The organism is Nonomuraea sp. AD125B, from assembly GCF_041402765.1.
Lineage (GTDB): Bacteria > Actinomycetota > Actinomycetes > Streptosporangiales > Streptosporangiaceae > Nonomuraea > Nonomuraea bangladeshensis.
The window spans coordinates 91,365-115,081 of record NZ_JBGLOU010000010.1 but is presented as its reverse complement, the minus strand read 5'-3'; the positions used below and the strand labels follow the sequence as shown (position 1 = coordinate 115,081).

The 23,717-nt window shown below is 73.3% G+C and carries 20 protein-coding genes; 7 read left to right on the top strand and 13 right to left on the bottom strand.

Annotated elements, in window-relative coordinates; all coding sequences use genetic code 11:
- Positions 1–2: 2 nt before the first annotated feature.
- On the top strand, positions 3–1,400 hold the full coding sequence (locus ACBR40_RS26155; RefSeq protein WP_344206410.1) for an ABC transporter substrate-binding protein: 1,398 nt from the start codon (positions 3–5) through the stop codon (positions 1,398–1,400).
- A 182-nt stretch (positions 1,401–1,582) separates the two neighbouring features.
- Here the strand turns inward: ACBR40_RS26155 and ACBR40_RS26150 are convergent, their stop codons facing one another.
- Positions 1,583–2,401, bottom strand: a complete 819-nt coding sequence (locus tag ACBR40_RS26150) for a hypothetical protein (protein ID WP_371250443.1) — start codon at positions 2,399–2,401, stop codon at positions 1,583–1,585.
- 60 nt (positions 2,402–2,461) lie between these two features.
- A complete protein-coding gene (locus ACBR40_RS26145; RefSeq protein ID WP_371250442.1) occupies positions 2,462–3,916 on the bottom strand; it encodes an MFS transporter in 1,455 nt (484 codons plus the stop codon).
- A gap of 348 nt (positions 3,917–4,264) precedes the next feature.
- Between ACBR40_RS26145 and ACBR40_RS26140 the strand changes: the two genes are divergently transcribed.
- Positions 4,265–5,707, top strand: coding sequence for an MFS transporter (locus ACBR40_RS26140; protein WP_344206407.1), 1,443 nt, complete (start codon positions 4,265–4,267; stop codon positions 5,705–5,707).
- Positions 5,708–5,858: 151 nt separating this feature from the next.
- Positions 5,859–6,476 (top strand): TetR/AcrR family transcriptional regulator, encoded by a 618-nt coding sequence (locus tag ACBR40_RS26135; RefSeq protein WP_344206406.1) that lies wholly within the window; start codon positions 5,859–5,861, stop codon positions 6,474–6,476.
- A 7-nt stretch (positions 6,477–6,483) separates the two neighbouring features.
- Here the strand turns inward: ACBR40_RS26135 and ACBR40_RS26130 are convergent, their stop codons facing one another.
- The 6 genes from ACBR40_RS26130 to ACBR40_RS26105 all read right to left on the bottom strand — a co-directional run bounded on the left by ACBR40_RS26130 (position 6,484) and on the right by ACBR40_RS26105 (position 14,739).
- Complete coding sequence (locus ACBR40_RS26130; protein WP_371250441.1) at positions 6,484–8,127, bottom strand: potassium/proton antiporter; 1,644 nt, start codon at positions 8,125–8,127, stop codon at positions 6,484–6,486.
- Between the two features lie 96 nt (positions 8,128–8,223).
- The gene (locus ACBR40_RS26125; protein WP_371250440.1) at positions 8,224–9,600 is read right to left on the bottom strand and encodes a sensor histidine kinase; all 1,377 of its coding nucleotides are present in this window, start codon (positions 9,598–9,600) and stop codon (positions 8,224–8,226) included.
- Positions 9,601–9,698: 98 nt separating this feature from the next.
- Positions 9,699–11,288, bottom strand: a complete 1,590-nt coding sequence (locus ACBR40_RS26120) for a sigma-70 family RNA polymerase sigma factor (protein WP_371250439.1) — start codon at positions 11,286–11,288, stop codon at positions 9,699–9,701.
- A complete protein-coding gene (locus ACBR40_RS26115; RefSeq protein ID WP_371250622.1) occupies positions 11,285–12,985 on the bottom strand; it encodes a ricin-type beta-trefoil lectin domain protein in 1,701 nt (566 codons plus the stop codon). Before ACBR40_RS26115 ends, ACBR40_RS26120 begins: the two co-directional genes overlap by 4 nt.
- Positions 12,986–13,083: 98 nt before the next feature.
- Positions 13,084–13,959 carry a MurR/RpiR family transcriptional regulator gene (locus tag ACBR40_RS26110; RefSeq protein WP_344206402.1) on the bottom strand — a complete coding sequence of 292 codons (876 nt, stop codon included), beginning with the start codon at positions 13,957–13,959 and terminating at the stop codon, positions 13,084–13,086.
- Positions 13,960–13,986: 27 nt separating this feature from the next.
- On the bottom strand, positions 13,987–14,739 hold the full coding sequence (locus ACBR40_RS26105; protein WP_371250438.1) for a sugar isomerase domain-containing protein: 753 nt from the start codon (positions 14,737–14,739) through the stop codon (positions 13,987–13,989).
- Positions 14,740–14,847: 108 nt separating this feature from the next.
- On the opposite strand from ACBR40_RS26105, the gene ACBR40_RS26100 reads away from it, so the two are divergent.
- Positions 14,848–15,792 carry an N-acetylglucosamine kinase gene (locus ACBR40_RS26100; protein ID WP_371250437.1) on the top strand — a complete coding sequence of 315 codons (945 nt, stop codon included), beginning with the start codon at positions 14,848–14,850 and terminating at the stop codon, positions 15,790–15,792.
- 45 nt (positions 15,793–15,837) lie between these two features.
- Here the strand turns inward: ACBR40_RS26100 and ACBR40_RS26095 are convergent, their stop codons facing one another.
- A complete protein-coding gene (locus tag ACBR40_RS26095) occupies positions 15,838–16,365 on the bottom strand; it encodes a hypothetical protein (protein ID WP_371250436.1) in 528 nt (175 codons plus the stop codon).
- 166 nt (positions 16,366–16,531) lie between these two features.
- Here ACBR40_RS26095 and ACBR40_RS26090 point away from each other — a divergent pair, with 166 nt between their 5' ends.
- The 3 genes from ACBR40_RS26090 (at position 16,532) to ACBR40_RS26080 (ending at position 20,535) form a co-directional block, all read left to right on the top strand.
- Positions 16,532–17,041: a SigE family RNA polymerase sigma factor gene (locus tag ACBR40_RS26090; protein WP_344206397.1), complete on the top strand. Its 510-nt coding sequence runs from the start codon at positions 16,532–16,534 to the stop codon at positions 17,039–17,041.
- Positions 17,038–18,141, top strand: coding sequence for a hypothetical protein (locus ACBR40_RS26085; RefSeq protein WP_371250435.1), 1,104 nt, complete (start codon positions 17,038–17,040; stop codon positions 18,139–18,141). Before ACBR40_RS26090 ends, ACBR40_RS26085 begins: the two co-directional genes overlap by 4 nt.
- A gap of 180 nt (positions 18,142–18,321) precedes the next feature.
- Positions 18,322–20,535 (top strand): polysaccharide lyase 8 family protein, encoded by a 2,214-nt coding sequence (locus ACBR40_RS26080; RefSeq protein WP_371250434.1) that lies wholly within the window; start codon positions 18,322–18,324, stop codon positions 20,533–20,535.
- Between the two features lie 11 nt (positions 20,536–20,546).
- On the opposite strand, the gene ACBR40_RS26075 is transcribed toward ACBR40_RS26080, so the two are convergent.
- The 4 genes from ACBR40_RS26075 to ACBR40_RS26060 form a co-directional block, all read right to left on the bottom strand.
- Entirely contained in the window at positions 20,547–21,578 is a 1,032-nt protein-coding gene (locus ACBR40_RS26075) for an ABC transporter ATP-binding protein (protein ID WP_344206394.1), read from the bottom strand.
- A complete protein-coding gene (locus tag ACBR40_RS26070; RefSeq protein ID WP_344206448.1) occupies positions 21,575–22,336 on the bottom strand; it encodes an ABC transporter permease in 762 nt (253 codons plus the stop codon). The genes ACBR40_RS26075 and ACBR40_RS26070 overlap by 4 nt, the downstream gene beginning before the upstream one ends.
- A 96-nt stretch (positions 22,337–22,432) precedes the next feature.
- Positions 22,433–23,236, bottom strand: a complete 804-nt coding sequence (gene modA, locus ACBR40_RS26065) for a molybdate ABC transporter substrate-binding protein (RefSeq protein WP_371250433.1) — start codon at positions 23,234–23,236, stop codon at positions 22,433–22,435.
- A 13-nt stretch (positions 23,237–23,249) separates the two neighbouring features.
- A complete protein-coding gene (locus ACBR40_RS26060; RefSeq protein WP_344206392.1) occupies positions 23,250–23,660 on the bottom strand; it encodes a helix-turn-helix transcriptional regulator in 411 nt (136 codons plus the stop codon).
- Positions 23,661–23,717: the final 57 nt, after the last annotated feature.

Below are 23,717 nucleotides of genomic sequence, written 5' to 3'. Positions count from 1 at the left end.
GCATGACCTCTGCGCGCACCCGCCGGCTCCGGCGGGTCAACACCCTGGTCGCCGTGACGGCCGCCCTGTCGCTCACGGCGTGCGGCGGCGGCTCGTCCGGCTCCCCCGAACCGGAATCCCGCCCGGCCGTCACGGCCAAGCCGCTGACCGCGCAGCAGGCCGGCGAGGAGATCGTCAAGATCCTCGGCGAGCTGCCCGAGCTCACCGGCGACACCGTACGCGGCGTCAACGGCAAGGTCGTCACCGTCGGCGGGACCGGCACCAACACCAAGGCCGGTCAGCACACGCTGCCCGGTCTCGACGTCGGCGCCAGGGCCCGTCTGGAGCGTGCCAACCGCGAGGGCGGCGTCAACGGCTACACCTTCGCGTACGCGGGCTTCCAGGACGACAACGGGCAGCCGGCCGCCTCCCAGCACGCCACGCAGAGCCTCGTCGAGTCCGAGAAGGTCTTCGCCCTGGTGCCGTACGTGCCGGCGTCCGGCGTGAACGGCGACTACATCGTCAAGAACAAGGTGCCGACGTTCGGCTGGCTGGGGCAGGACTTCTGCGCCTGGGACAAGAACCCGTGGATGTTCAGCACCTCGGGCCAGGCGTCGTGCGCGGAGGCGCTGCCCGGCAAGGTCGTCGGCTCGTCGTCGTCGCTGGAGCAGTACCTGAAGGCGTCGGGCAAGGACCCCTCGTCGATCAAGTTCGGCGTCTTCGCCTCGTCGGACCCGTACGGCAAGGCCGGCGTCATCTCGGCCAAGGCCATCGCCGCCAACCTCGGCATCGACGTCGTGTACGCGGAAGCGGACCTGCCGAGCGCCACCGAGCCCCCGCTGTCCGACTACACCCCCATCGCCTCGCGCATCATGTCGTCCGGCGCCGACGTCGTGTCGGCCAACGTCACCGCGCCCGCGCTGCTCGGCGTGCTCGGCGCGCTGAAGTCGCTCGGCTGGACCGGCGACATGCTCTACGGCCAGGCCGCGCAGGCGCTGCTCGACAACGCCGGCACCGCGCAGACGGTGGACGGCATGTACGGCACCACGGCCCAGGGCGCCCTGGCGTTCGGCGAGGACAAGTTCGCCCAGGTCAGGGAGGACCTCAAAGCCATCGGGTCGGACGCGCCGCCGGACGGCATCGGCACGGTGACGACCTACTGGGCGGCCGACCTCTTCCTGCAGGCGTTCGCCAAGATCGAGGGCGAGCCCACGGCGGAGAAGCTGGCCACGGTGCTCAACGGCGGCTCGTTCAGCTACGAGGCCATCCCCGGCGTCACCTGCTCGCAGTCCTGGCCGGCCGGCCGGGTGCTCACCCCGGCCTGCGCGGGCGTGGTGAAGTACGACGCCGCCGCCAAGAAACTGACGCCGCTGACGCCGCTGGCGGACGTGGGCGGCTACTTCATCGTCGACGGCCAGTGACGGCCCTGTGATCCCCGCCCCGGCCGGTCCTGCTGGGGCGGGGATCACGCGTCCCGGGCCCGATGGGCGGGGGCCGGCTCCGGTGGATCACGCGTCCCGGGCCCGATGAGCGGAGACCGGCCCCGGTGGATCACACGTCCGAGCGCCGGTGGGCGAGGAGGGGGTCCCCGCCCACCGGGCGGTCAGCGGGTCGCGGGGACGGGGTCCGTGAGGCGGTCGTGGCTCTCCCCCGCGAGGTCGGCGACCCGGATGCCGAGCTCGGGGACGACGGGCTCGTCCTCGGCCGCCCGCAGCGCGCCGGACGGCTCCCACGCCGCCGCCCCGTCCTGGCGGAAGCCGAGGAGCCGGAGCCCGGGCCGCTCGCCGGGGTCGGCGGCGAGCAGCAGGTCCGAGCCGCCGTCCCAGCGGTAGGAGGAGAGCCCCGGCCCCCACGTGGTCTCGGCGCCGCCGAGCAGGTCGCGGAGCACCAGGCGCGCCTTGTCCTCGTCCGAGACCCGTCCGACGACGACCGGCAGCGCGGCCGCCTCGGCCGCGGGTTCCGGCCAGGGTGCCCGCTCCGCGCCCGGCAGGTCCGCGGGCAGCTCCGGGGGCAGCCCTTCCGACTGGGCCACCTGCACGAGGAAGCCGAGCCCGGTGGCCTTGGGGTGCAGGAACGCCTCCTGCCAGATCGGGTTGCCCAGGTTGACGAGGATCGGCTCGAAGCCCAGCGACCCGGCCGCGGCGAGGACGGCCCGGATGTCGCGCACCTTGAAGGTGAGGTGGTGCGGCCGGGCCGCCGCCTGCGCGCCGTCGAGGAAGCGCTGGACGAACGCCCCCGGCTCGCTGCCGGGCTCCAGGAGCTCGACGCCCATGCCGCCGGCGTACCGGAGCTGGGCCGGTCTGAAGGTGGGCTGGGTGTGGCCGCCGGTCCAGCGCCCGCCGAACCGCCCCGCGAGCACCGGCCCGGCCTGGGCCCAGCGCCGTACCGCGAGGGCGACATGGTCAAGGGAGTACGCCGTCATGTGACACCTTTCCGTGGAGCGTCAGGACAAGGATCGCAAGGCGGAGCACCGGACCGCCGGTCAGCCCGAGCTGGTGGCGGGCTCCGCCTGGACGCCGCCCGGCAGGGGCGCGGACCCCGCGCGCCCGCCTCTCCGGCGGGGCAGCAGGACGCTCAGGAGGACGGCGGCGCTCACCGCGGCGGCGGCCACGGCCAGCGCCTGCTGGAGGCCGGTGCGGGAGGGCAGCACGGCCGCGCCCAGCTGGACGGTCTGCACGGCCAGCACGGCGCTGATCACCGCGCTGGCCAGGGACGTGCCGATGGAGCGCATGAGCGAGTTGATGCCGTTGGCGGCGGCCGTCTCCGACCGCGGGACGGCGTTCATGATCGAGGCGGGCATGGCGGCGTAGCCGAGGCCGGCGCCGGCCGAGACCACGGTCGAGGCGAGCACGACGTGCCACACCTCGTCCATCAGGAACAGCGCGCCGCCGTAGCCGGCGGCGCTGAGCAGGCCGCCGACCACGAGCGTCACCTTGGGCCCGTACGCGCCCGTGAGCCGGGCCGAGACCGGCGACAGCACGATCATCATCACGCCGCCCACCGCCATCCACAGCCCGGCCTCCAGCATGGACAGCCCCAGGCCGTAGCCCGTGGCGGCCGGCGCCTGGAGGAGCTGGGGGAAGACGAGGCTCGAACCGAACATGCCGAACCCGAACGCGACGGACGCCGCGTTCGTGACGAGCACCTCGCGCCGGACGGTCATGCGCAGGTCGACCAGCGCGTCGCGGGTCCGCAGCTCCACGAGCCCCCAGACCAGGAAGATCACCGCCGCGGCGGCGAACAGCCCCAGCGTCAGCGGGCTCGTCCAGCCCCAGGCGGCGCCCTTGGTGATGGGCAGCAGGAAGCACACCAGCCCGGCCGACAGGCCGGCCCCGCCGGGGAAGTCGAACCTGCCCCCGGTCCGCAGCGGCGAGTCCGGCACGAGGACGCGGGTCAGCACCAGGCCGATCGCGCCCATGGCGGCGGCCACCAGGAAGAGCATGTGCCAGTCGGCGAACTGCGCGACCAGCGCGCCCAGGGGCAGCCCTATCGCGCCTCCGGCGCCCATGGTCGCGCTCATCAGCGCCATGGCCGAGCCGAGCCGTCCGGGCGGCAGCAGGTCGCGCATGAGACTGATGCCGAGCGGGATGGCGCCGACCGCGCAGCCCTGCAGCGCGCGGCCGGCCACGACGGCGGGCAGCCAGCTCGACGCCGCGCAGATCAGCGACCCGGCGCACATGAGCGCGAGGCTGACGAGCATCATGCGCCGTTTGCCGTACATGTCGCCCAGGCGTCCGCTGACCGGGGTGAACACGGCCGAGGACAGCAGCGTGGCGGTGATGACCCAGGACGCGTCGTCCACGGAGGCGGACACCAGCCGCGGCAGGTTGGGGATGATCGGCACGACCAGGGTGAGCATCATCGCCACGACCATGCCGCTGAAGGCCAGCGCGGCGGTCACGAGATGCGACGCGCGACCGGACACGGGTGCCGCCACCGTACTCCTTCTGCTGGGGACGATGCCCGCACCCTAATGCGGACGCACTTTGTCTGTAAATAGGCAGGGACTCTTGACATCGCCGAGAACGCTGACCTAGCTTCTGTTTTGCAGACATGTTTCGTCCATATTAAAAGCGCAGCTCAAACTCCCTTTTCCAGGGGCGAAGCAGCCCTCTCGGACGCCTGCCGCCCCGCGCCCGCCTTCCCGCCGGCGCACCTTCCCGCACCCCCGCTTCCCGCACCCTTCCGTTTTCCGCACCCCCGTTTTCCGCACCCTTCCGCGCCTCCACGCCCCCGCACCTCCACTCGCTCCACGCCGGCGTCCCGGGCCGTCGTCGCGGAGCCGATGAACCCTGCCCCGAACCCCCTGGCCGGCCACGTCCTCATCAAGGAGCCCCCCACCATGGTCAGCGAGCGCGTTCCCCCCAGCGAACCAGCGATCTCCGCGACGGCCGCCCCGCCGTCGAAGCCCAGCATGGTCAAAGCCTGGGTGATCACCCTCATGCTGCTCGCCAGCACGCTGATCGCCTACCTGGACAAGGCGATCCTCGGCCTGGTCGCCCAGCCCGTGATGGCCGACCTCGGCCTGACCGCCACCCAGTTCGGCACCATCAGCACCGCCGCCAGCCTGCTCGGTCCCGCCGTGACGCTGCTGTTCGCCACCGTGGCCGACCGGCTGCCGCTCAAGGGCACGCTGTTCACCCTCGTCATGCTCTGGTCGCTGATCCAGCTGCCGATCTTCTTCGCCGCCTCGGCCGGCATGCTCGTCGTGACCCGGCTGCTGCTCGGCGCGGCGGACGCGCCCTCCAACTCGGTGATGCACTCGATGGCCTACTCCTGGTGGCCGAACGAGCGGCGCGGACTGCCCGCCGCGCTGCTCACCACCGGGGCCTCGTTCGGCAAGCTGATCTTCGCCCCCGTCCTGGTCGTGGTGATCGCCGCGCTCGGCTGGCAGTACGGCTTCCTCAGCGTCGCGATCATGGGCTTCGTCTGGTGCGTCGGCTGGGCGTTCGTCGGCAAGACCGGCCCGTACGCCGAGCCGGTGACGCCTCGCCCGGCGAAGAAGGCGGCTGCCGAGGACTCGCCCGAAGACCCGACGGCGGGCACCAAGGCCCCGCTCCGCTCGATCCTGCTGACCGGCACCTTCCTCGGCTACCTCGCGCTGTTCTCCTCGGTCGGCATGCTCGTGATGATCGTCCTCACCTGGCTGCCGTCGTACTTCGAGGCGGGCCTCGGCTTCTCGGCCGTGACCGCGGGGTCGCTGTTCGGGGTGCCGAGCATCACCTCGGTGATCTTCCTGTTCGCCTACGGCGCGTGGGGCGACCGGGCGCTCAAGCGGGGCGTCCCCGCCCGCCTGGTGCGCACCCTCATCGGCGGCGGGCTGGCGATGGGCGGCGGCCTGTCCCTGATGGCCCTCCCCCTCGTGGACGGCGTGGCGCTGCCCATGGCGCTGCTGATGCTCGGCTACGGCCTGAGCACCAGCATCTACGCGATCGCCAACCCGACGCTCGCCCAGATCACCCCGCCCGCGCAGCGCACCGGCGTCCTGTCGCTCGGCTTGGCGCTGAGCGGATTGATCGGCGTGCCCGGCCCGGTGCTCGCGGGCATGGTCCTCGACGCCGCCAAGGCCTCCAGCGACTCCCCTGCCGACGGCTACACCGGGGTGTTCCTGCTGGCCGGCGTCATCGTGCTGATCGGCGGCGCGCTGTTCGCCCTGCTGGCCAACCCCGAGCGCGACGCGCTCAAGGTGGAGGCGGCCCGCGCCGCCCGCGCGGCCCGTACCTCCTGAGCCGGAGGACGACGACCGTGCGCGCCTCCCGCCGGGCCCCGACCGGCGGGAGGCGTCCGCCCGGGCGGCCCCCCATAAAAGGGACGATCATTGTCCGCAACCTTGACGAAGATCGCTGACGCTGATGCCCTCTCCTGGCAAACTGGTCCTCATGACGAGCGCTGCCGCGCCACGGCCGGGACGGCCGCCGGACCCCGACATCGAGCCGCGCGTGCTCGACGCGACGCTGCACATCTACGCCGAGGTGGGCTGGGCCGGTTTCACCATGGACGCCGTGGCGCGCCGGGCCCGCGTGGGCAAGGCCGCGCTCTACCGCCGCTGGCAGAGCAAGGAGAAGCTGATCGTGGCGGCGCTCGCCTCGCTCACCACCCCGGTGATGGCCGAGTCCACCGGCTCGCTGCGCGAGGACCTGCTGGCCATGGCCATCCGGACCCTGCGGGCGCAGCAGAGCCGCGACGGGCTGGTCGGCATCCGGGCGCAGATCGAGGCCAAGTTCTATCCCGAGCTGTTCGGCCAGGCCATGGAGGACCTGGGCAGGCAGTGGCGGACCATCTTCCGCAGCCTCGTCCTGCTCGCCATCGAGCGCGGCGAGATCCCCAAGGGCACCTCACCCGCCCTGGTCCTCGACGCGGTCAACGGCATCCTCGTCAACCACGTCCTGTCCACGCCGCTGGACAAGATGCCCGCCCTGGTGGAGGACGCCCCGCGCTACGCCGAGACCGTCGTGGACTTCGTCCTGTCCTCCATCGGCTACCGCGAGCCCGCCTGACCCCGGGCTACGGCTCGTCGCGCTGCAGGCCCTTGGGGGTGACCCCGGCCCACCAGGAGGCGACGGCCTCACGCGCCCGTACGAGGGCCGGGACGGCGGCGCGGCTCGCGTCGGACAGCGGCAGCGGCTCCCGCCCGACCCGCCTGGGCGCCGGTCCGGCCTCGCCGCGCCCGTCGTGCCACTGGGCCAGCCGCCCGCCGCGGCCCACGGCGCGCAGCCGGTTCTCGACCTCGGCGCGGGTGGCGGGCGTGGTGACGATGAGCACCTCGTCGCCCTCGCGGAGCGGGGTGTCGGGCTCGGGGACGAGGGTGTCGCCGTCCCGGATGATCAGCGTGACGATGGACGGCTTCGGCAGCCGCAGCTCGAAGATCTCCACGCCGTTCATCCGCGAGCCGGACGGGATGGTGAGCGTGAGCAGGTCGGCGGCCAGCACGTTCAGCGGCGCCGCCTCGATCTCCACCTCCCGGGCCTGGTGCGGCTGGGTGATGCGCAGCAGCCGGGCGATCAGCGGCAGGGTCGGACCCTGGATCAGGGTGAAAATGACGACCAGGACGAAGACGATGTTCAGCAGCTGATGGCTGCCGGGGACCGCGGCGACGATGGGATAGGTGGCCAGCACGATCGGGACCGCGCCGCGCAGCCCCGCCCACGCGATGAAGGCCTGGTGCCGCCACCCCATGCGGAACGGGGTGAGGCAGGCGGCCACCGAGACGGGCCGCGCCACGAGCAGCAGCACCAGGCCGATGATGACCGCGGGCAGCAGCGCGGCGGGCAGCTCGCTCGGCGTGACCAGCAGGCCGAGCATGACGAACAGACCGATCTGCGCCAGCCAGCCGATCCCCTCGGCGAAGGACCGGGTCGCGGCGCGGTGCGGCAGCACGGCGTTGCCCAGCAGGAGCCCGGTCAGGTAGGCGGCCAGGAACCCGGAGGCGTGCACGGCCCCGGCGGCGGCGAAGGCGATGACGCCCAGGCCGACGGTGGCCAGCGGGTACAGGCCGCTGGCGGGCAGCGCCACGAACCGCAGCGCCGCCGTGCCCGCCCAGCCGATCGCCAGCCCGATCGCGGCTCCCGCCACCAGCTCGAAGCCGATCTGGCCGGCGATGGACAGCGGGTCAGGCAGGTCGGTGACGCCGGTGGAGAACACGATCACCAGGATGACGGTGGGCGCGTCGTTGAAGCCGGACTCGGCCTCCACCAGCCCCGCGACGCGGCGCGGCAGGGGCAGCGCGCGCAGGACCGAGAAGACGGCCGCGGCGTCGGTCGAGGAGACGATCGCGCCCAGCAGCAGCGAGAGCTGCCAGTCCAGGCCGAGCAGCAGGTGCGCCCCCGACGCGGTGATCGCCACGCTGACCGCGACGCCGAGCACCGACAGCAGCGCCGAGGGCAGCATCAGCCGCCTGATGTCGCTCCAGCGGGTGCTCAGGCCGCCCTCGACCAGGATGATCGCCAGCGCCGTGGTCCCGAGGAGCTGGGCCAGCTGGGCGTCGTCGAAGTCGATGCCGAGCACGTCCTCGCCGAGCAGCACGCCGAGCGCCAGGAACAGCAGCAGGCCGGGCAGGCCGAGCTTGGTGGCCGTGCGGGCGGCGGCGATGCTGGCGAGTAACACCAGGCCGCCGGCCAGCAGGACTGCGTACAACTGGTGCAAACTCATCCTGAATCCTCACATCACATCGACGCTCAACCCGGGCCCGGCATTCGGTTGCTACGGGTCCGATTCCTACCAGTTAGCTCCCTATCGGGGCGATCTCTAACGGTCCGGACCCCCCACATCCGGATCATCCCCGGGCGGGTCCCCCGCGCCGGGGTCGCTCTGGTCGCGCAGCAGGCGCAGGATCAGCCGGCCGCCCGGCCCCTCGCCCACCAGCAGTGTCCCTCCGTGCGCGTGCGCGATGTCGCGGGCGATCGGCAGGCCCAGACCGCTGCCTCCGGTGTCGCGCGAGCGGGTCGCGTCCAGGCGGGTGAACCGCTCGAAGACCTGCTCGCGCTTGTCCGGCGGGATGCCGGGCCCGTCGTCCAGCACCTCGACCTCGGCCAGCTCGCCGGCCGCCCGTACGGTGACGTGCACGCGGGTGTCGCCGTAGCGGTCGGCGTTCGACAGCAGGTTGGTCAGCACCCGGGCCAGCCGCAGCCGGTGCCCCCGGACGATCACGCCGGGCTGGATCGAGGTCGTCACCGGCAGCCGGGTCTCGCCGCGGCGGCTGATCTCCTCACTGACCAGCGCCCCGAGGTCGATGCGCTCGTTGCGCACCGGGGGCGCGGCGTCCAGGCGGGCCAGCATCAGCAGGTCCTGCACGATGGCAGACAGCCGGTACGCGTCCGCCAGCGCCGCCGCCCAGTCCTCGTCCCGCCGCTCGGCCATCCCCGCCTCCAGCCGCAGCGTCATGGCCGTGATCGGGCTGCGCAGCTCGTGCGAGGCGTCGGAGACGAACCTGCGGTGCCGGTCCACCGCGTTCCGCAGCCGCTCCAGCGTGTCGTTGACGGTGACGGCCAGCTCGGCGACCTCGTCGTCGGTGGCGGGCACCTCGATGCGCCGGCTCAGGTCCTCGGCGCTGATCCGCTCCAGGCCGCGGCGGATGCGCTCGACGGGGGCGAGGACGCGGCCGACGCCGTACCAGGTGCCCCAGGCCATCAGGGCCAGCAGCAGCGCCGCGGACCCGTACAGCAGGACGAACAGGAACGGCGAGCGCAGCTCGTACGGCTCCCGGACCGCGGCGTAGGCCATGACCGGGCCGTACGCGCTGACCCCGTCGTACAGCCCCGCGACGACCAGGCAGGTGCCGGGCGGTACGGCGTCCGTGGGCGTGTCCTCGCCGCACACCCGGTCGTTCACGAGCGACTCCCCCGGTCGGGGGCGGGCACGGGTGAGCGGCGGCGCGCCGGCGAGCTCGGCGTCGGACGCCACCACCCGGCCCGCGCTGTCCACGACCTGCAGGAACCTCACGTCGTCCAGCTTCGGGATCGGGCCCGTGAAGCGGGACCGGTCGATGAGCACGGTCAGGCGGCGGGCCGCGGCCCCTGCCCGCTCCTGCAGGTCGTCACGCGCCCGCGCAAGGAAGAGCGACGAGATCACGAAGACGCCCGCGAACAGGATCACCCCGAACAGCGTCACCGTCGCGACCGTCATCCGCGCTCTGATGGACCGGCCCCACATCATGAATCGACTGTTTCACCCGCGATGACAACGATCGGCAAAAGACCTGCCATGACGGCTCGCCGGGCGCGTCAGCCGTTCGCGAAGGTGATGCTCTGGTCGGCCGAGCCGGTGTAGGGGCCGTACAGGATGAACGCCGTCGGCGGGCGTTTGCCGACGAACTCCTTGCCGATGGACAGGGCCTTGCCGGAGGGGACGCTCACCAGGCGGCGCACGCCGTCGCTGAAGGTGGGGCGGTGCCAGCGCTGGGCCGGGACGGAGGCGCAGGGCCGCAGGCGGACGGCGAGCATGCCGCCGCCGTTGAAGGCGGTGGTGTCGTACTGCTCGCCGGCGGCCAGGCAGCGGCCGGTGACCACGTTGACGAGCTGGAACTGCTGGGCGGAGCCCCTGGTGCGCCAGGCCGTGCGGGGGTCGGCGCACGCCAGCGCCGCCACCTCCGCGCCCGCCGCGCCGACGCACCGGCCCGCGTGCACGAGCCGGGCACCCGCCTGCGGGGTGGCGGACGGGGCGGGGGTGCCGGTGCTTTTTCGGGCTGCCGGGGTCCGCGTCCGGCCGGTCGTCGGCGAGCCGGTCGCTCCGGGGGTGGCGGTGGCCGTCGGCCCCGCCGTGGATCTGGCCGTGGAGCTGGCCGGCCGCGTCGGCCTCCGCGTCCGCGCCGGTTCCGTGGCCCGGGCGGACGGCGGGTCCGCGGTCGGCGACGGGCTCGCCGCGGGCGCGGCGACCGGCGGCGCCGGGTCAGGGGCGGGCCCCAGCGTCACGCCGACCACGGCCGCCACGACGACCACCGCCGCCCCCACCACCGGAACCGCCCACCCCGGCACCCCTGGGAAAAGAGCACCCCCCTTCCCGGCGACGGCGCCTTCTCCGGCGATGGACGCGTTTCCGGTCGCGGCGAAAGGTGCCGTGGCGGTCCACTCGCCCGCCTTCAGCGCGAGAGGGAGCAGCGCGACGGGGACCGCCGCGCGGAGCGTGGCGTTGAGGTCGAGCAGCTCCGCGTGCGCCCTCGCGCAGCTCGCGCAGTCGCTCAGGTGCGTACGCAGCCCGCGCGGCAGCCGGTCGCTGCGCTTGCGTACGACCGCCGCCAGCGGCTCGGCGTACTGCAGGCAGCGCGGCGACGCGCCCGCCACGTGCGCCGCCAGGTACGCCTTGCGCAGCCCCTCCCGGGCCCGGAAGGCGAGCACCCCCACGTTGCCCGGCGTGACGCCGAGGATCTGCGCGACCCGCTCCGGCTCCTCCCCCTCGATGAGCGTGTGCCACAGCACGGTCTGCCAGCGCGGCGGCAGCGACCGGTAGGCCCGCGTCACGAGATCGTCGGGCGGCTCGGGCGGCGCCGTGGTCAGCTCGTCCTCGCGGAACTCCTCCGTCAGCACGATCCGCTGCTGGGAGCGGGCCCACTCGATCGCCGTGTTGCGGGCCACCGCGTACAGGTAGGGCCGCCACGCGCCGCTCGGGCCGCCCGAGCCGTGGCGCACGGTGCGCAGGGTCCGGGCGAAGGACTCGCTGGCGAGGTCCTCGGCGGTGTGCGGGTCCTGGCACAGGCGGCGGGCGAAGGCGAGGACGGCGGGATAGTGCCGCTCGTACAGCTCGGAGACGGCACGCTCGTCCCCGGCCCTGACCAGTCGGGTCAGGGCCGAGTCCTCGCCTTTCTGGTCGTCGGTCACTTGAGCAGGAATTTGACCGAGTTCTTGGGGTAAGCGGCCTTGGCGTAGACGGCGGCGGACCTGCCCGCGCCGGCGACGATCCGGGTGGCCCTGGTGGTCGCGCTCTTCAGCGTGACCGAGCCGCGGGTCCGCTCCAGCAGCCAGCGCTGCCCCTTGGCGGCGCCGCTGCACTCGGTCATGACGACCGCGCGCTTGCCGCCGCTGACCCTGCCGAGCGCCAGGCAGCGGTTCTGCCGGCGCAGCTGCACGTGCTTGCCGACGTTGACGACGTCCCACGTGGCCCCGCAGGAGCCGAGGCGCACCCTGGTGCCGGACACGGTCAGGCAGGTGCCGTACGAGCTCCTGAACCGGACCTTGCCCGGCGCGGCGACGTCCGGCTCAGAGGTAGGCCCAGCGGTCGGATCGGTGGTCGGCCCAGCGGTCGGAGCTGCGGTCGGCCGGGACGTCGAGCTCGACGTGGGTGTGGGCTTGGGCGTGGCCGTGGGGGCCGGAGTGCCCGGCCGGGCGGGCGCGGGGTCGAGGCCGTCGAGCAGCTCGGCCACGAACTCGCCCTTGCCGTCGGCCACCACCGCGCCGCCGTCCCGATTGTCCTTAATGGAGAGCTTCTTACCGCCCGCCCGGTTGGCGAAGTTGGTCTTGTCCTGGCCGGCCTGCGGCAGCCACTGCTGGGACTTGTCCTTCTTCACGCACGCGGCGGTCACCACCGTGTCGGCCATGGCGAGGCAGCGGCCGGTGGCCGCGTTGCGGATCGTGAGGTAGCCGTCGCCGTCGATGGCGCGCTGCCAGGTCTGCGCGGCGCCGTTCGTACAGGTGCGCTGCACGACCTGGGCCGCGCTCCCGTCGAGGCACCTGCCGCCGTCCACCGCCTTGACGCGGAACTGCCACACCGGGCTCGGCTGGTCCTGGACGAGGTACGGGCTGAACGCCACATTCCTGATCTTCTCCAGGGCCGGCTGCTTGACCGGGGTCGGCTCGAAGTAGCGGAACTCGTCGATCCGGCAGGAGTCGAGGTGGTAGTTGGCCGCGAGGTCGCTCGTGCACTCCTTGCGGGTGCCCATGTCGCGGCAGACCGGGTCGTTGCCGTTCACCCCGCCGCCGTCGCAGTGGGAGAGCCCGAAGCTGTGGATCAGCTCGTGGGTGAGCCCGGCCTCGCTCCAGCACCAGCGCGGCAGGATGACGTTGCCGCCGCTCATCCCGGCGTTCGCGCCGCCGCCCGTGCAGGAGTCGGTGATGTCGTTGTCCCTGACGAAGTACAGCGGCTTGACCCGGCCGGCCTTCCAGAGGGTGCGCACCTGGGCGGGCTGCGCGTCGAGGTTCTCCTCCATCGCCTTGCCCATCTCGGCCCGGTTGCGGCCCTTGGTGAACGGCAGCTTCGCCACCACCGGGCGGCAGCCGGCGTCCTGCACAACCCGCAGCCGCCGGGAGATCCCGAACCGCTCGGCGCTGGAGTCCACCGTCTGGTCGGTCTCCCAGAGGGTGTTGAGCAGCGCGGCGCTGTCGGCCGCCCAGGCGTCCTGCCCCGGCTGGTGGACATAGATCGGCAGCACCCAGCCCTTGTCGGCGGCGTCCGCGCCGTCACAGGCGAACGGCGACTTCGACGCCGGCGCCTCGGCCGTCTCGGCGACGGCGGGCGGGGGAACCACCAGAGCCGCCGCCGCCATCGAGGGCAGCAGCAGCGTCATGAAGATCGATCTCATCGTGCTCAAGCAGAGCTCCTTTCCTTTCACCAGGGAGGAGTCCGGCTGCTCGCCTTGATTACGCGACTTCGCGAGATTTTTCGGAAGTCCGCGCGGGGTCAGAGTTTGTGCGGCTCGACGGCCTGCACCGTGAGGTCGAACGCCTCGGTGGTGCGGCCGAAGGTGCGCTGCGCGATCAGCACGTACACCAGGTCGAGCACCACGAGCTGGGAGTGCTTGGCCGCCAGCGACTCCGGCCTGAACGTCGTCTCGCGGGCCGAGGTGGTCAGCACCAGGTCGGCGGCGTCGGCCAGCGGCGAGCGGGGGAAGCTGGTGAGCGCGACCGCCACCGCGCCGGCCGCCCGCGCCCGGGCCAGCACCTCGACCGTCTGCCGGGTGGTGCCCGAGTGGGAGACGCCGATCGCGACGTCGTCGCCGGTGAGCAGGGCGGCGCTGGTCAGCCCGCTGTGCACCTCGCAGCGGGCCCAGGAGGCGATGCCGATGCGCTCCAGGCGATACTGCATCTCCAGCGCCGACAGCCAGCTGCCGCCCACGCCGAACATGTCGACCCGGCGGGCGCCCGCCACGAGGTCGGCGACCCGCTCGGCGACGCGCAGGTCGATCTGGGCGGCGGTCTCCTGGATGGTGCGCGCGTCGGCGCCGGCGATCACTTCGAGCACCCGCTCGGGCGGGTCCTGCGGGCCGATCTCGCGGCCGAGGTCGATCTCCCAGCGGGCCTGCTCGGCCCGGCCGGTCTCGGCGGCGATCGCGATACGCAGCGCCCGGTAGTGCTCGTAGCCGATGGTCCGGCAGAACCGGGTGACGGTGGCCGGGGCCACGCGGGCCCGGTCGGCCAGCTCGACCAGGGCGAGCGTGGTCATCTCGGCGGGGTCCGCGAGCACCTGCTCGGCGACCCGTACGAGGGCGTCGGGCAGCGTCGGGAGGAGGGTGTGGATGCGGTTGAGCACCGGGGTCACGTCAGACAGCTGCGCCACGTGCGCCATCCTTCCACGGTGACCGCCTCAGGCGCCGCGCCGGATGCGGCCGGCGTAGCGGGCCTCCAGCGCCTGGTTGTGCGCGTCGCCCTCGGGGATGTTGGCCGACAGGTAGACCGGCGGGGCCTGGCCGGCCGCCAGCAGCCGGGACACCGTCTCGGCCACCATGAGCTGCGCGAGCAGCGCCGAGGTGATCGTCGAGACCGCGCCGAACGAGCCGCCGCCGGGCAGCTCCAGCACCGAGTCGCCGCGCGGCGCGCCGTTGTCGAGCACGACGTCGGCCAGCTCGAACAGCTTGCGTCCCGACGGGTGCCGGGCCGGCACCGCCCGGCTGTGCCGCAGCGAGGTCAGCGCGATCAGGCCGTGGCCGCGCTCCTTGACCAGGCCGGCCAGCTCGACCACGCAGCCGTTCACGCCGGAGCTGGAGATGATCACGAAGACGTCCTGGGGCGCGACCGGGGCCAGCTCGTAGACGCGCCGCGCGATGCGCGGGTCGCGCTCCAGCTCGGGGTCCTGCAGCACGCTCGGCGGCTCACCGCCGAAGATGACCAGGTCGCGCAGGGTCAGGCGGTTCGTGGGGACCAGCCCGCCCGCGCGACCGGCGATCTCCATCGCGATCGCCTCGGAATGCCCGGAGCCGAAGGCGTTCACCACGCCGCCGGCGTTCAGCGCGGCGGCCAGCAGGTCGGCCGCCGCGGCGATCTCCTTCTCCTGCTGGGCGGGCAGTTGCGCGAGCAGCTCCGTGACGACGGCCACGTAGTCGGCGCCTGTCGATGACATGGACACTTCCCCCGGATCGTAGGTTTTTTTATGATTCGCCAGACAAGGCGAAACTTGTATCACAGCCGTTCCGGCGCCCGCCATCCCGCCCCTCGGAGGAAGTGATCCATGGAACTGTTCCTCGGCATCGACGCCGGCGGCACCTCCACCCGCGCCCTGCTCGCCACGCCCACCGGCGAACGCGCCGGTCAGGGCCTCGCCGGCGGCGGGAACCCGGCCGCGCACGGCGTCGAGGCCGCGCTCGCCGAGATCACCGCCGCCGTACGGCAGGCGCTCGGCGACGAGGACCCGCGCCGGGTCGCGGACGGGGTCATCGGGCTGGCCGGGCTCGGGGCGCTGGAGGACCCGGCCGTCCACGTCGCGTTCGGGCGCGCGTGGGCCGCGTGCGGCTTACGTTTTCCGGTGCGCGCGGTCGAGGACCCCCTGCTCGCCTTCGTCGCGGGCACCCCGGAGCCGTCCGGGCACGTCCTGCTCGCCGGCACGGGCGCGGGCGCGCTGCGCGTCGAGGTCCGGCGGGTGACCCGCGTCGGCGACGCGCTCGGCTGGCTGCTCGGCGACGAGGGCTCCGGGTTCTGGCTCGGCCGGGCGGCGGCGCGGGTCGCGGTCCGCCAGCTCACGGCGGGAACCCCGGGCGAGCTGGCCCGGCTGGTCGCCGAGGCGGTCGCCGGGCCGGGCGCGGCCCTGACCCCGCGAACCGCGGAGACCGTCATCATCCGGGCGCAGGCCGCGCCCGTGCCCACGCTCGCCCCGCTCGCCCCGCTCGTCGCGCGGGCCGCCCAGGCGGGCGACCCGGCCGCCGCCGGGATCGTGGAAGCCGCCGCCGACCGGCTGCTCGCCACGCTGGCCGGGGTGCGCGGGCCCGGTGAGACGACGCCGATCGTCCTCGCCGGCGGCGTCCTGTCGGCGGACGGCCCGGTCCGGGAGCACGTCCTGCGGCGGTGCGCGGCCCGCTGGGCCGCGCCGATCTCCGTCGCCGGCGACACCGCCGCAGCGGCCGCCTGGCTGGCCGCCGGAGCGGAGGCGCCGCACACCGCCTGGTTCCCACGGCCCTGACCAGGATCGGACTCAGCGCCTCCACCTGGCCGGGTGACGACCGGCTCAGCGCGGCGGGCCGGCCGGCCCCCGGCACCGGCATCCGGAAATGGTCCGGCCGGAGCGGCCGGCGGGCGGGCGCGCCACCGGCCCGCTGGGACACCAGCCCACCGGCGCGTAGCGGCGGGGAGGGACGCGCCGCAGCGCCGGCCGGGCCGGCGGTGGCTGGGGGGCGTCGCGCCGCCGGGCCTCGCGCTTCCCGCCGGGGCGGGCGTGGCGGCGCATGATGCCGTAGAGGCCGCCGGACAGGCACATGGCCACGACCGCGACGAACCGGAGCACGTCGGGGACGCCGGTCACGATGAGCTCACCGGCCGGCTGGATGAGGAAACCGGTGGCGAGGGTCCAGACGACGAGGCCCATGACGGCGGCGGCCCGCAGGTCGGCCGCGAACGCCGCGTAGCAGCACCCGGCCAGCCCCATGACGGCGAAGCGCACCTCGAGCTGGCCGATGGGCACCAGCAGAGCGGTGATCGCGCAGGCCGCCACCGCCGCGAAGAACCCCACCCCGATGCTGAGCTCGATGGAGGGCACGCGGCGGACCCTGGCGCTGCAAGAGATCACAGCTCCCATTCAACGGCCAGGAACGACGGCCGGGCAACATGATTGACCGCGTGATGGCTTTTCTCGCACCGCCCACCCCACGACTGCAACCTTTCGCCCGCCCGGCCGCGTTGGCAACGGGCGAGAGGAGATCACATTGGATCGTCACGAGGGCTTCCGCGAGTTCGTGCTCGCCCGGCAACAGGCGTTGATGCGGACCGCGTACCTGCTCGTGGGCGACCGTCACCTCGCTGAGGACCTGTTGCAGAGCACGTTGACGAACGTCGCCGGGCACTGGCACAAGCTGGCGGCGGGCGGGAACGCGGAGGCGTACACCCGCAGGGCGCTGGTGAACCAGTACATCTCGTGGCGGCGCAGACCGCGCTTCGAGGTGCCGAGCGCGGAGCCGCCCGAGCAGGGCGTCTCCTACGACGACGCGGCGCTCGACCGCGTCGTGCTGCGCCGGGCGCTGGCCAAGCTGACGCGCAAGCAGCGCGCGGTGATCGTGCTGCGGTTCTGGGAGGACCTGACGGAGGCCCAGACCGCGGAGGCGCTGGGCTGCTCGCTCGGCAACGTCAAGAGCCAGACCCATCACGCGCTGGCGCGGTTACGCGCGCTGGCGCCGGAGCTGAGCGAGGACTTCACGGCCGAGGAGGTGTCCAGATGAGCAGGCTGCGCGCGGCACTCGGCGAGCTGGCCCAGGAGGCGCCGGACGTGGCGCCCACGACGGACCTGGCGGCGCTCGCGGTGGCGAACCACCAACGACACAGGAGAAACATCACCATGGCAACGGCCTTTTTCGCGACAGTGGCGCTGGTGGGGGCGGTGACGGCGGGCGTGACGCTGAACGGGTCCGGCCAGGCCGCCCCCGCCACGTCGTCGGTGCCCGCCGACCTGCCCGCGGGCAAGGTGGGCGCCCTCAGCCACGCTTACCTCACGCAGTGCGAGATCGACGAGTCGCAGGCGCCGCCGTCTTTCGACTGTTCGCAGGTCGAGTGGCGGGTCGTCACCCGCACGGGCAGGACGTACCGGGTGCCGCAGGCGCTCGCCACCAGCGTCACCGATTCGCGGTCGCCGGTCGCGCTCAGCAGGGACGGGCGGATGTTCGCCTACTACAGCAGGAAGGAGGGGACGTACGTGGTCCGCGACCTGGTGGCCGGCACCCAGGTCGTCTCGCGGGCGAAGGTCAAGGAGTCGAAGATCGACCGCGGCGCGATGCTGGTCGTCTCCGAGGACGGGCGCCACCTCGCCTTCGACCCGCGCGAGGGGAGCAAGTATCCAGGGCTGCTGATCGACGTGCGCACCGGCGAAACGACCACGCTGAACGGCAAGTACGAGGCGATCGGCATCAAGGACGGGCTGGTCGAGCTGATCCGCTACCTCAAGACCGACCTGTGGCTGATGCCGGTCACCGGCGGCGGCAAGCCGGTGCGCTTCCCCGGCACGTACATCATGTTCAGCGAGCTCGCCCCGGACGGCCGCACGGTGGCCGCGATCGAGTTCGACGAGATGCGGAAGAGGAAGGTGACGCTGCTCGACACCAAGACCGGCCGGGTGGTGCGGAAGGTGACGGTCAAGGGCGCGCCGGGCGTGAAGTCGCCTGGCTCCGTGCGGATCTGGGCGAGCGCGTCCGAGGTGATGGTCGACTACCAGGTGGGCAAGGAACTGCGCAGCTACGCGGTGAACGTCGACACCGGGAAGGCCCGGCTGGTGCAGAAGGTGTCCCTCACCACCGCACAGGAGGTCATACTGCCGGCGGATTGGTGACGGCGATGGCGCGATGAGTGGTCCTTCTGCCGACATAGGATCTTCTTATCTGCCATCAGACCGCATGCCCGAAAGGCCGCCATGATTCACCCCCTCAGCCGGCGGTCCGCCTTGCTGGGCGCCTCGGCCGTGGCCGGTGCCGCCCTGTGGGAAAGGCCGGCTGAGGCGGTGAGCACCGCCGTGAGCACCGCCGTGAGCACCGCCGCGTTCGACGCCGCTCGGGAGCGCTGGGTGAGCCTGCTGGCCGGCGGCGCCTACGACCCCGGCCACACCGACAAGATCCAGGCCATCGAGGGCTCGGCGAACGCGGTGCTGCGCAAGCTGAAGCCGGACCCGCGCCGCCCGAGCCTGTGGCCCGACCTGCCGCTGGCCAACCCGCGTACGGGCGACTTCAACCGCTCCTACAACCGCATGCGCACGCTCGCCCTCGGCTGGGCCACGCCGGGCACCGCCATGCACGGCAACCCGCAGGTCGCGGAGACCGCGGTCAGGGCGCTCGACTTCCTGTACGAGCACGCCTACCACGAGCACCTCGACCGGCGGGGCAGCAACTGGTACTGGTGGGAGATCGGCGTGCCGCGCGCGCTGACAGACACCTGCGCGCTGCTCTACGACGGCCTGCCGAAGGACCACCTCGGCCGCTGGCTGCGCCCGCTGCGCCGCTGGTGCCCCGACCCGGAGCGGCGGATCAGCCATCCCGGCGTGATCGAGACCGGCGCGAACCGGGCGGGCAAGGCCATGGCCGTGGCGATGCGCGGGCTGCTCACCCACGACGCGCGCCTGGTCAAGCGGGCCAGGGACGCCGTCTCCGACCTGTTACGGCGCACGAAGGGGCCCGGCGACGGCTTCTACCGCGACGGGTCGTTCATCCAGCACGACGTCTACCCCTACACCGGCAGCTACGGCGTGGACTACCTGGAGAGCGTCGCCAAGCTGATCGCCATGCTCGCGCGCTCGCCGTGGGAGATCCCCCGGATCGGCAACGTGTACGAGATCGTGGACCGCTCGTTCGTGCCGTTCGTCTTCGACGGGCTGATGATGGACTGCGTCCGCGGCCGGCAGATCTCGGTGCAGGGCCACCGCGACCACCATTCGGGGCAGAAGACCGTCGAGGCCGTCCTCACCCTGCTGGACAGCGCACCCGAACGGCACGCCCGGCGCTGGCGGCCGCTGGTGAAGGGCTGGCTCACCCGCAACCAGGCGATCCCCTTCGGCACGCACGCGCCGCTGGCGAGCCTCGCGCGGGCCGAGGCGCTGCTGGCCGACGACTCGGTGCCGGTCGGGCCGCGGACGACGGGCACGTACATCTTCGCCGACATGGACCGGGTCGTGCACCGCCGCCCCGGCTGGGCCTTCGCCATCGCGATGAGCTCGCAGCGCATCGGCGCGGCCGAGGCCATGAACCAGGAGAACCTGCACGGCTGGTACACCGGCGACGGCATGACGTACCTCTACACCGACGACCTCACCCACTGGAACGACGACCTCTGGCCGACGATCGACCCGTACCGGCTGCCGGGCACGACGGTCGACACCCGCAGGCGCGCCGACCTCACGCACGGCACGCGCCGCCTGCCCCCCACCCCGTGGGCGGGCGGGGTGGCGCTGGACGGCGAGTACGGCGTCGCCGCCATGAAGCTGGTCGCGGGCGGCTCGTCGCTGCGCGCCAAGAAGGCGTGGTTTCTCCTCGACGACGCGGTGATCGCGCTCGGCGCCGGCATCTCCGCCTCCGACGGCCGCCGGATCGAGACGATCGTGGAGAACCGCAACACCCACGCCGAGCACCCGCCGCTGACCAGGGGCGAGCGGTGGCTCCACCTGTCCGGCGTGGCCGGGTACGCGCTGCTGGACGGCGCCGAGGTCAAGGTCATCCGCGAGCAGCGCACCGGCCGCTGGCGCGACATCGACAAGGGCGCCACGACCGGCGGCGACACGACCCCCGTCACCAGGCACTACACGACGATCGTGATCGACCACGGCGCCGACCCGCGTAAGGCCCGCTACGCCTACGCGGTGCTGCCCGGGGCCTGCGCCGAGCGGACCGCCGCCTACCGGCGGGGGGTCGAGGTCCTGGCCAACAACTCCACGGCCCAGGCCGTCGCCCGCGGCGACCTGATCGCCGCGGTGTTCTGGCGGGCGGGCAGCGTCGAGACCCCGCACGGGAAGCTCTCCGCCGACGGCCCGTGCACGCTGGTGCTGCGCCGCGACCGCGGTCGGGTGCGGGTCGCCGTCTCGGACCCGTCCAGGACCGCCGACGAGGTGCGGATCAGGCTGCCGTGGGCAGTGCGCTCGGTCGTGAAGCGCGGCCGCAGCGTGCACAGGTCCAAGAAGTCGATCAGGGTGGAGGTCGGCGGCAGCCGCGGCGCCACCCACACCGCCGTCGTACGCGTCTGAGCCGCGCTCGCTCACGCCGGGTAGGCGTGGGTCTCGGTCGCTTTGACCGACGCCCAGATGCGCTGGCCCGGGGTCAGGTCGAGGTCGGCGACGGCGGCCGGGGTGATGTCGGCGAAGGCGGTGACGGGGCCGTCGAGGTGCACCCGTACGTTGTCGCCGTGCCGTTCGATGCCGCCGATCGTGGCCTGCCACAGGTTGCGCGGGCTGCCGTCGGGGCGGCTGCGGTAGAGCGCGACGGCGGCCGGCGGGAAGGCGACGAACGCCGGCCCGTCCAGGTGCTCGGAGGTGTGCAGCGGCAGCTCCCCCACCTTGACCAGGGCCCCTTCGGCCACGCCCCGATAGAGGTTGAGCCCGACCAGGCGGGCCACGTAGTCGGTGCGCGGGCGGCGGGCGACCTCGGCCGGCGGGCCCTGCTGGACGATCGCGCCGTCTTCGATGACGATCAGCCGATCGGCCAGCACCATCGCGTCGAGAGGGTCGTGGGTGACCAGCACGGTGGCCCCGTCGAAGTCCGCCAGGTGGCGGCGGAGCTGGGAGCGGATCTCCAGCCGGGTGTGGGCGTCCAGCGCGGCGAGCGGCTCGTCCAGCAGCAGCAGCTCCGGGCGTACGGCCAGCGCGCGGGCGAGCGCGACCCGCTGGGCCTGCCCGCCGGACAGCTGCCGGGGCCTGGCGGCGGCCCGGTCGGCCAGCCCGACCCGCTCCAGCAGGGCGGCGGCGGCGCGGCGGGCCTCGGCCTTCGGCACGCCCTGGCAGCGCGGCCCGAAGGCGACGTTGTCCAGGGCCGACAGGTGGGGGAAGAGCAGGTAGTCCTGGAACACCATGCCGATCGGGCGCTGCTCCGCGGGCAGGGTGTGCAGCGGGCGGCCGTCGAGGACGATCTCGCCCTCCGACAGCCCGGTCAGCCCGGCCAGGGCGCGCAGCGCGGTGGTCTTGCCCGCGCCGTTGGGCCCGAGCAGCGCGACCACCTCGCCGGCGGCGACGCGCAGGTCGAGATCGAGGGTGAAGGCGGCCCGGGTGACCACCAGGCGGGCGTCGAGGGTCATGCGGCGCTCACCCACCGGTCGCGCAGGCTGGCCAGGATGATCACCGAGACGGCCAGCAGCACGAGGCTGAGCACGATGGCGGCCTCCGGCTCGGTCTCCAGCGCGAGGTAGACGGCCAGCGGCATGGTGCGGGTGGTGCCGGGGAAGTTGCCGGCGAAGGTGATGGTCGCGCCGAACTCGCCGAGCGCCCGCGCCCAGCACAGCACCGCCCCCGCCACCACGCCCGGCATGACCATCGGCAGCGTCACCCGGCGGAAGACGGTCCAGCGGGAGGCGCCGAGCGTCGCGGCGGCCTCCTCGAAGCGCTGGTCGGCGCCGCGCAGCGCGCCCTCCACACTGATCACCAGGAACGGCATCGCCACGAACGCCTCGGCCACGATCACCCCGGCGGTGGTGAACGGCAGCGTGACGCCGAAGCTCGACTCCAGCCACTGCCCCACGAGCCCGCGCCGGCCGAGCACCAGCAGCAGCGCGACGCCGCCCACGACCGGCGGCAGCACCAGCGGCACGGTGACCAGCGCCCGCACCAGCCGCCGCCCGGGGAACTCCACCCGGGCCAGCAGCCAGGCGAGCGGCACTCCGAGCAGCAGGCAGAAGGCGGTGGCGACGGTGGCGCACACCAGCGACAGCCGCAGCGCCTCCAGCACGTGCGGCTCGGCCAGCCGCTCCAGCAGCGTCGGCCAGGGGGCCCGGATCAGCAGCCCGGCCAGCGGCAGCACCAGGAAGACCAGGCCCGCGACGGCGGGCAGCACCAGCATCCACGGCAGCCGCCCGGCGATCTCACGGCCCGCGGCCCGCCGGCCGCCGGACCCTGGCAGGTCGGCATGCTCCTGTGGGGAGAGGTTCATGGGCGGTCAGGGAGCCTCGAAGCCGGCCTTGGTCAGCACGTCCTTGCCCTGCTGCGACAGCACGAGGTCCACGAACTGCCCGGCCAGGTCACCGGCGGGGGCCTTGGCCAGCGTGGCGATCGGGTAGTCGTTGATCGCCTGGTCCGCCTCGGGGAACTCGATGCCGGTCACCTTGCCCGCCGAGGCGATCACGTCCGTCCTGTAGACCAGCGCCGCGTCCACCTCGCCCAGCTCGACCTTGGTGAGGGTGGCCTTGACGTCCTGTTCCAGGGTGACGGGGGTGACCTTCAGCCCGGCCGCGTCCAGCGCCTTGACCGCCGCCGCGCCGCACGGCACCTGCTCGGCGCAGAGCGCCACCTTCACCTTGGCGTCGGTGAGGTCCTTCAGCTCGTCCACCTTGGCCGGGTTGTCCTTCGGCACGGCGATCTGCAGCTTGTTGCGGACGAACGTGACCGGCGAGGCCGCCAGGGACGCGTCGGTGACGGTCTTCATCGTGGCCGGGCTCGCCGCGGCGAACACGTCGGCGGGCGCCCCCTGGACGATCTGCTGGGCCAGCGTCGCGCTGGAGCCGAAGTTGAACTTCACCGTCGTGCCCGGATGCGCGGCCTCGAAGGTCTTGCCGAGCTCGGTGAACGTCCCGGTCAGCGACGCCGCCGCGAACACCGTCACCTCCTTCGCCCCGCCACCTGCGGCCGGGGCCGAGCTCGAAGCGGAGGTCGCGGCCGGCTCGCCCGAGCCGCAACCGGACAGGCCCGCGAGCGTGAGCGCGACGGGCAGGGCGATCGCCCATCGGGAAAGACGCCTGGACACCAAGGGGGGCTCCTCACACGTGACCGGCCACGCGCTCGTGACCGGGGATCTCCACGACGACGTTGGTGGACTTGATCACGGCGACCGCCACCACCCCCGGCTCCAGACCCAGCTCGTCGGCGGCCTGACGGCTCATCAGCGACACCACGCGGAACGGGCCCGCGGCGATCTCCACCTGCGCCATCACCGCGTCGCGGATCACGTCGGTGACGATCCCGCGAAAACGGTTGCGCGCCGACGAACGGCCGCCGTCCACCTCCTCGACCTGGGCGCGGGCGAAGGCGGCCAGGTCGACGCCGTTCACCTGCCGGTGGCCGTGCTCGTCCCGCTCGGCGGTCAGCCGGCCCGCGTCCACCCACCGGCGTACGGTGTCGGAGCTGACCCCGAGCAGCGCCGCGGCCTCGCTGATCCGGAACGTCGTCACAAGCCCTCACCCTACCTTCCGCACATACAAGCCTGAATACCCGCTTTCCACCGCAGC

Excerpts from the sequence above, each read along its gene's own strand:
- ACBR40_RS26130 (WP_371250441.1), bottom strand. The coding sequence starts at position 8,127 with ATGAGTTTGCACCAGTTGTACGCAGTCCTGCTGGCCGGCGGCCTGGTG.
- ACBR40_RS26070 (WP_344206448.1), bottom strand. The coding sequence starts at position 22,336 with ATGCTGGTGCTGCCCGCCGTCGCGGGCCTGGTCTTCCTGGTGCTGCCG.
- ACBR40_RS26135 (WP_344206406.1), top strand. The coding sequence starts at position 5,859 with ATGACGAGCGCTGCCGCGCCACGGCCGGGACGGCCGCCGGACCCCGAC.
- ACBR40_RS26140 (WP_344206407.1), top strand. The coding sequence starts at position 4,265 with ATGAACCCTGCCCCGAACCCCCTGGCCGGCCACGTCCTCATCAAGGAG.
- ACBR40_RS26085 (WP_371250435.1), top strand. The coding sequence starts at position 17,038 with ATGAGCAGGCTGCGCGCGGCACTCGGCGAGCTGGCCCAGGAGGCGCCG.
- ACBR40_RS26150 (WP_371250443.1), bottom strand. The coding sequence starts at position 2,401 with ATGACGGCGTACTCCCTTGACCATGTCGCCCTCGCGGTACGGCGCTGG.
- ACBR40_RS26100 (WP_371250437.1), top strand. The coding sequence starts at position 14,848 with ATGGAACTGTTCCTCGGCATCGACGCCGGCGGCACCTCCACCCGCGCC.
- ACBR40_RS26075 (WP_344206394.1), bottom strand. The coding sequence starts at position 21,578 with ATGACCCTCGACGCCCGCCTGGTGGTCACCCGGGCCGCCTTCACCCTC.
- ACBR40_RS26155 (WP_344206410.1), top strand. The coding sequence starts at position 3 with ATGACCTCTGCGCGCACCCGCCGGCTCCGGCGGGTCAACACCCTGGTC.
- ACBR40_RS26125 (WP_371250440.1), bottom strand. The coding sequence starts at position 9,600 with ATGACGGTCGCGACGGTGACGCTGTTCGGGGTGATCCTGTTCGCGGGC.
- ACBR40_RS26115 (WP_371250622.1), bottom strand. The coding sequence starts at position 12,985 with ATGAGATCGATCTTCATGACGCTGCTGCTGCCCTCGATGGCGGCGGCG.
- ACBR40_RS26105 (WP_371250438.1), bottom strand. The coding sequence starts at position 14,739 with ATGTCATCGACAGGCGCCGACTACGTGGCCGTCGTCACGGAGCTGCTC.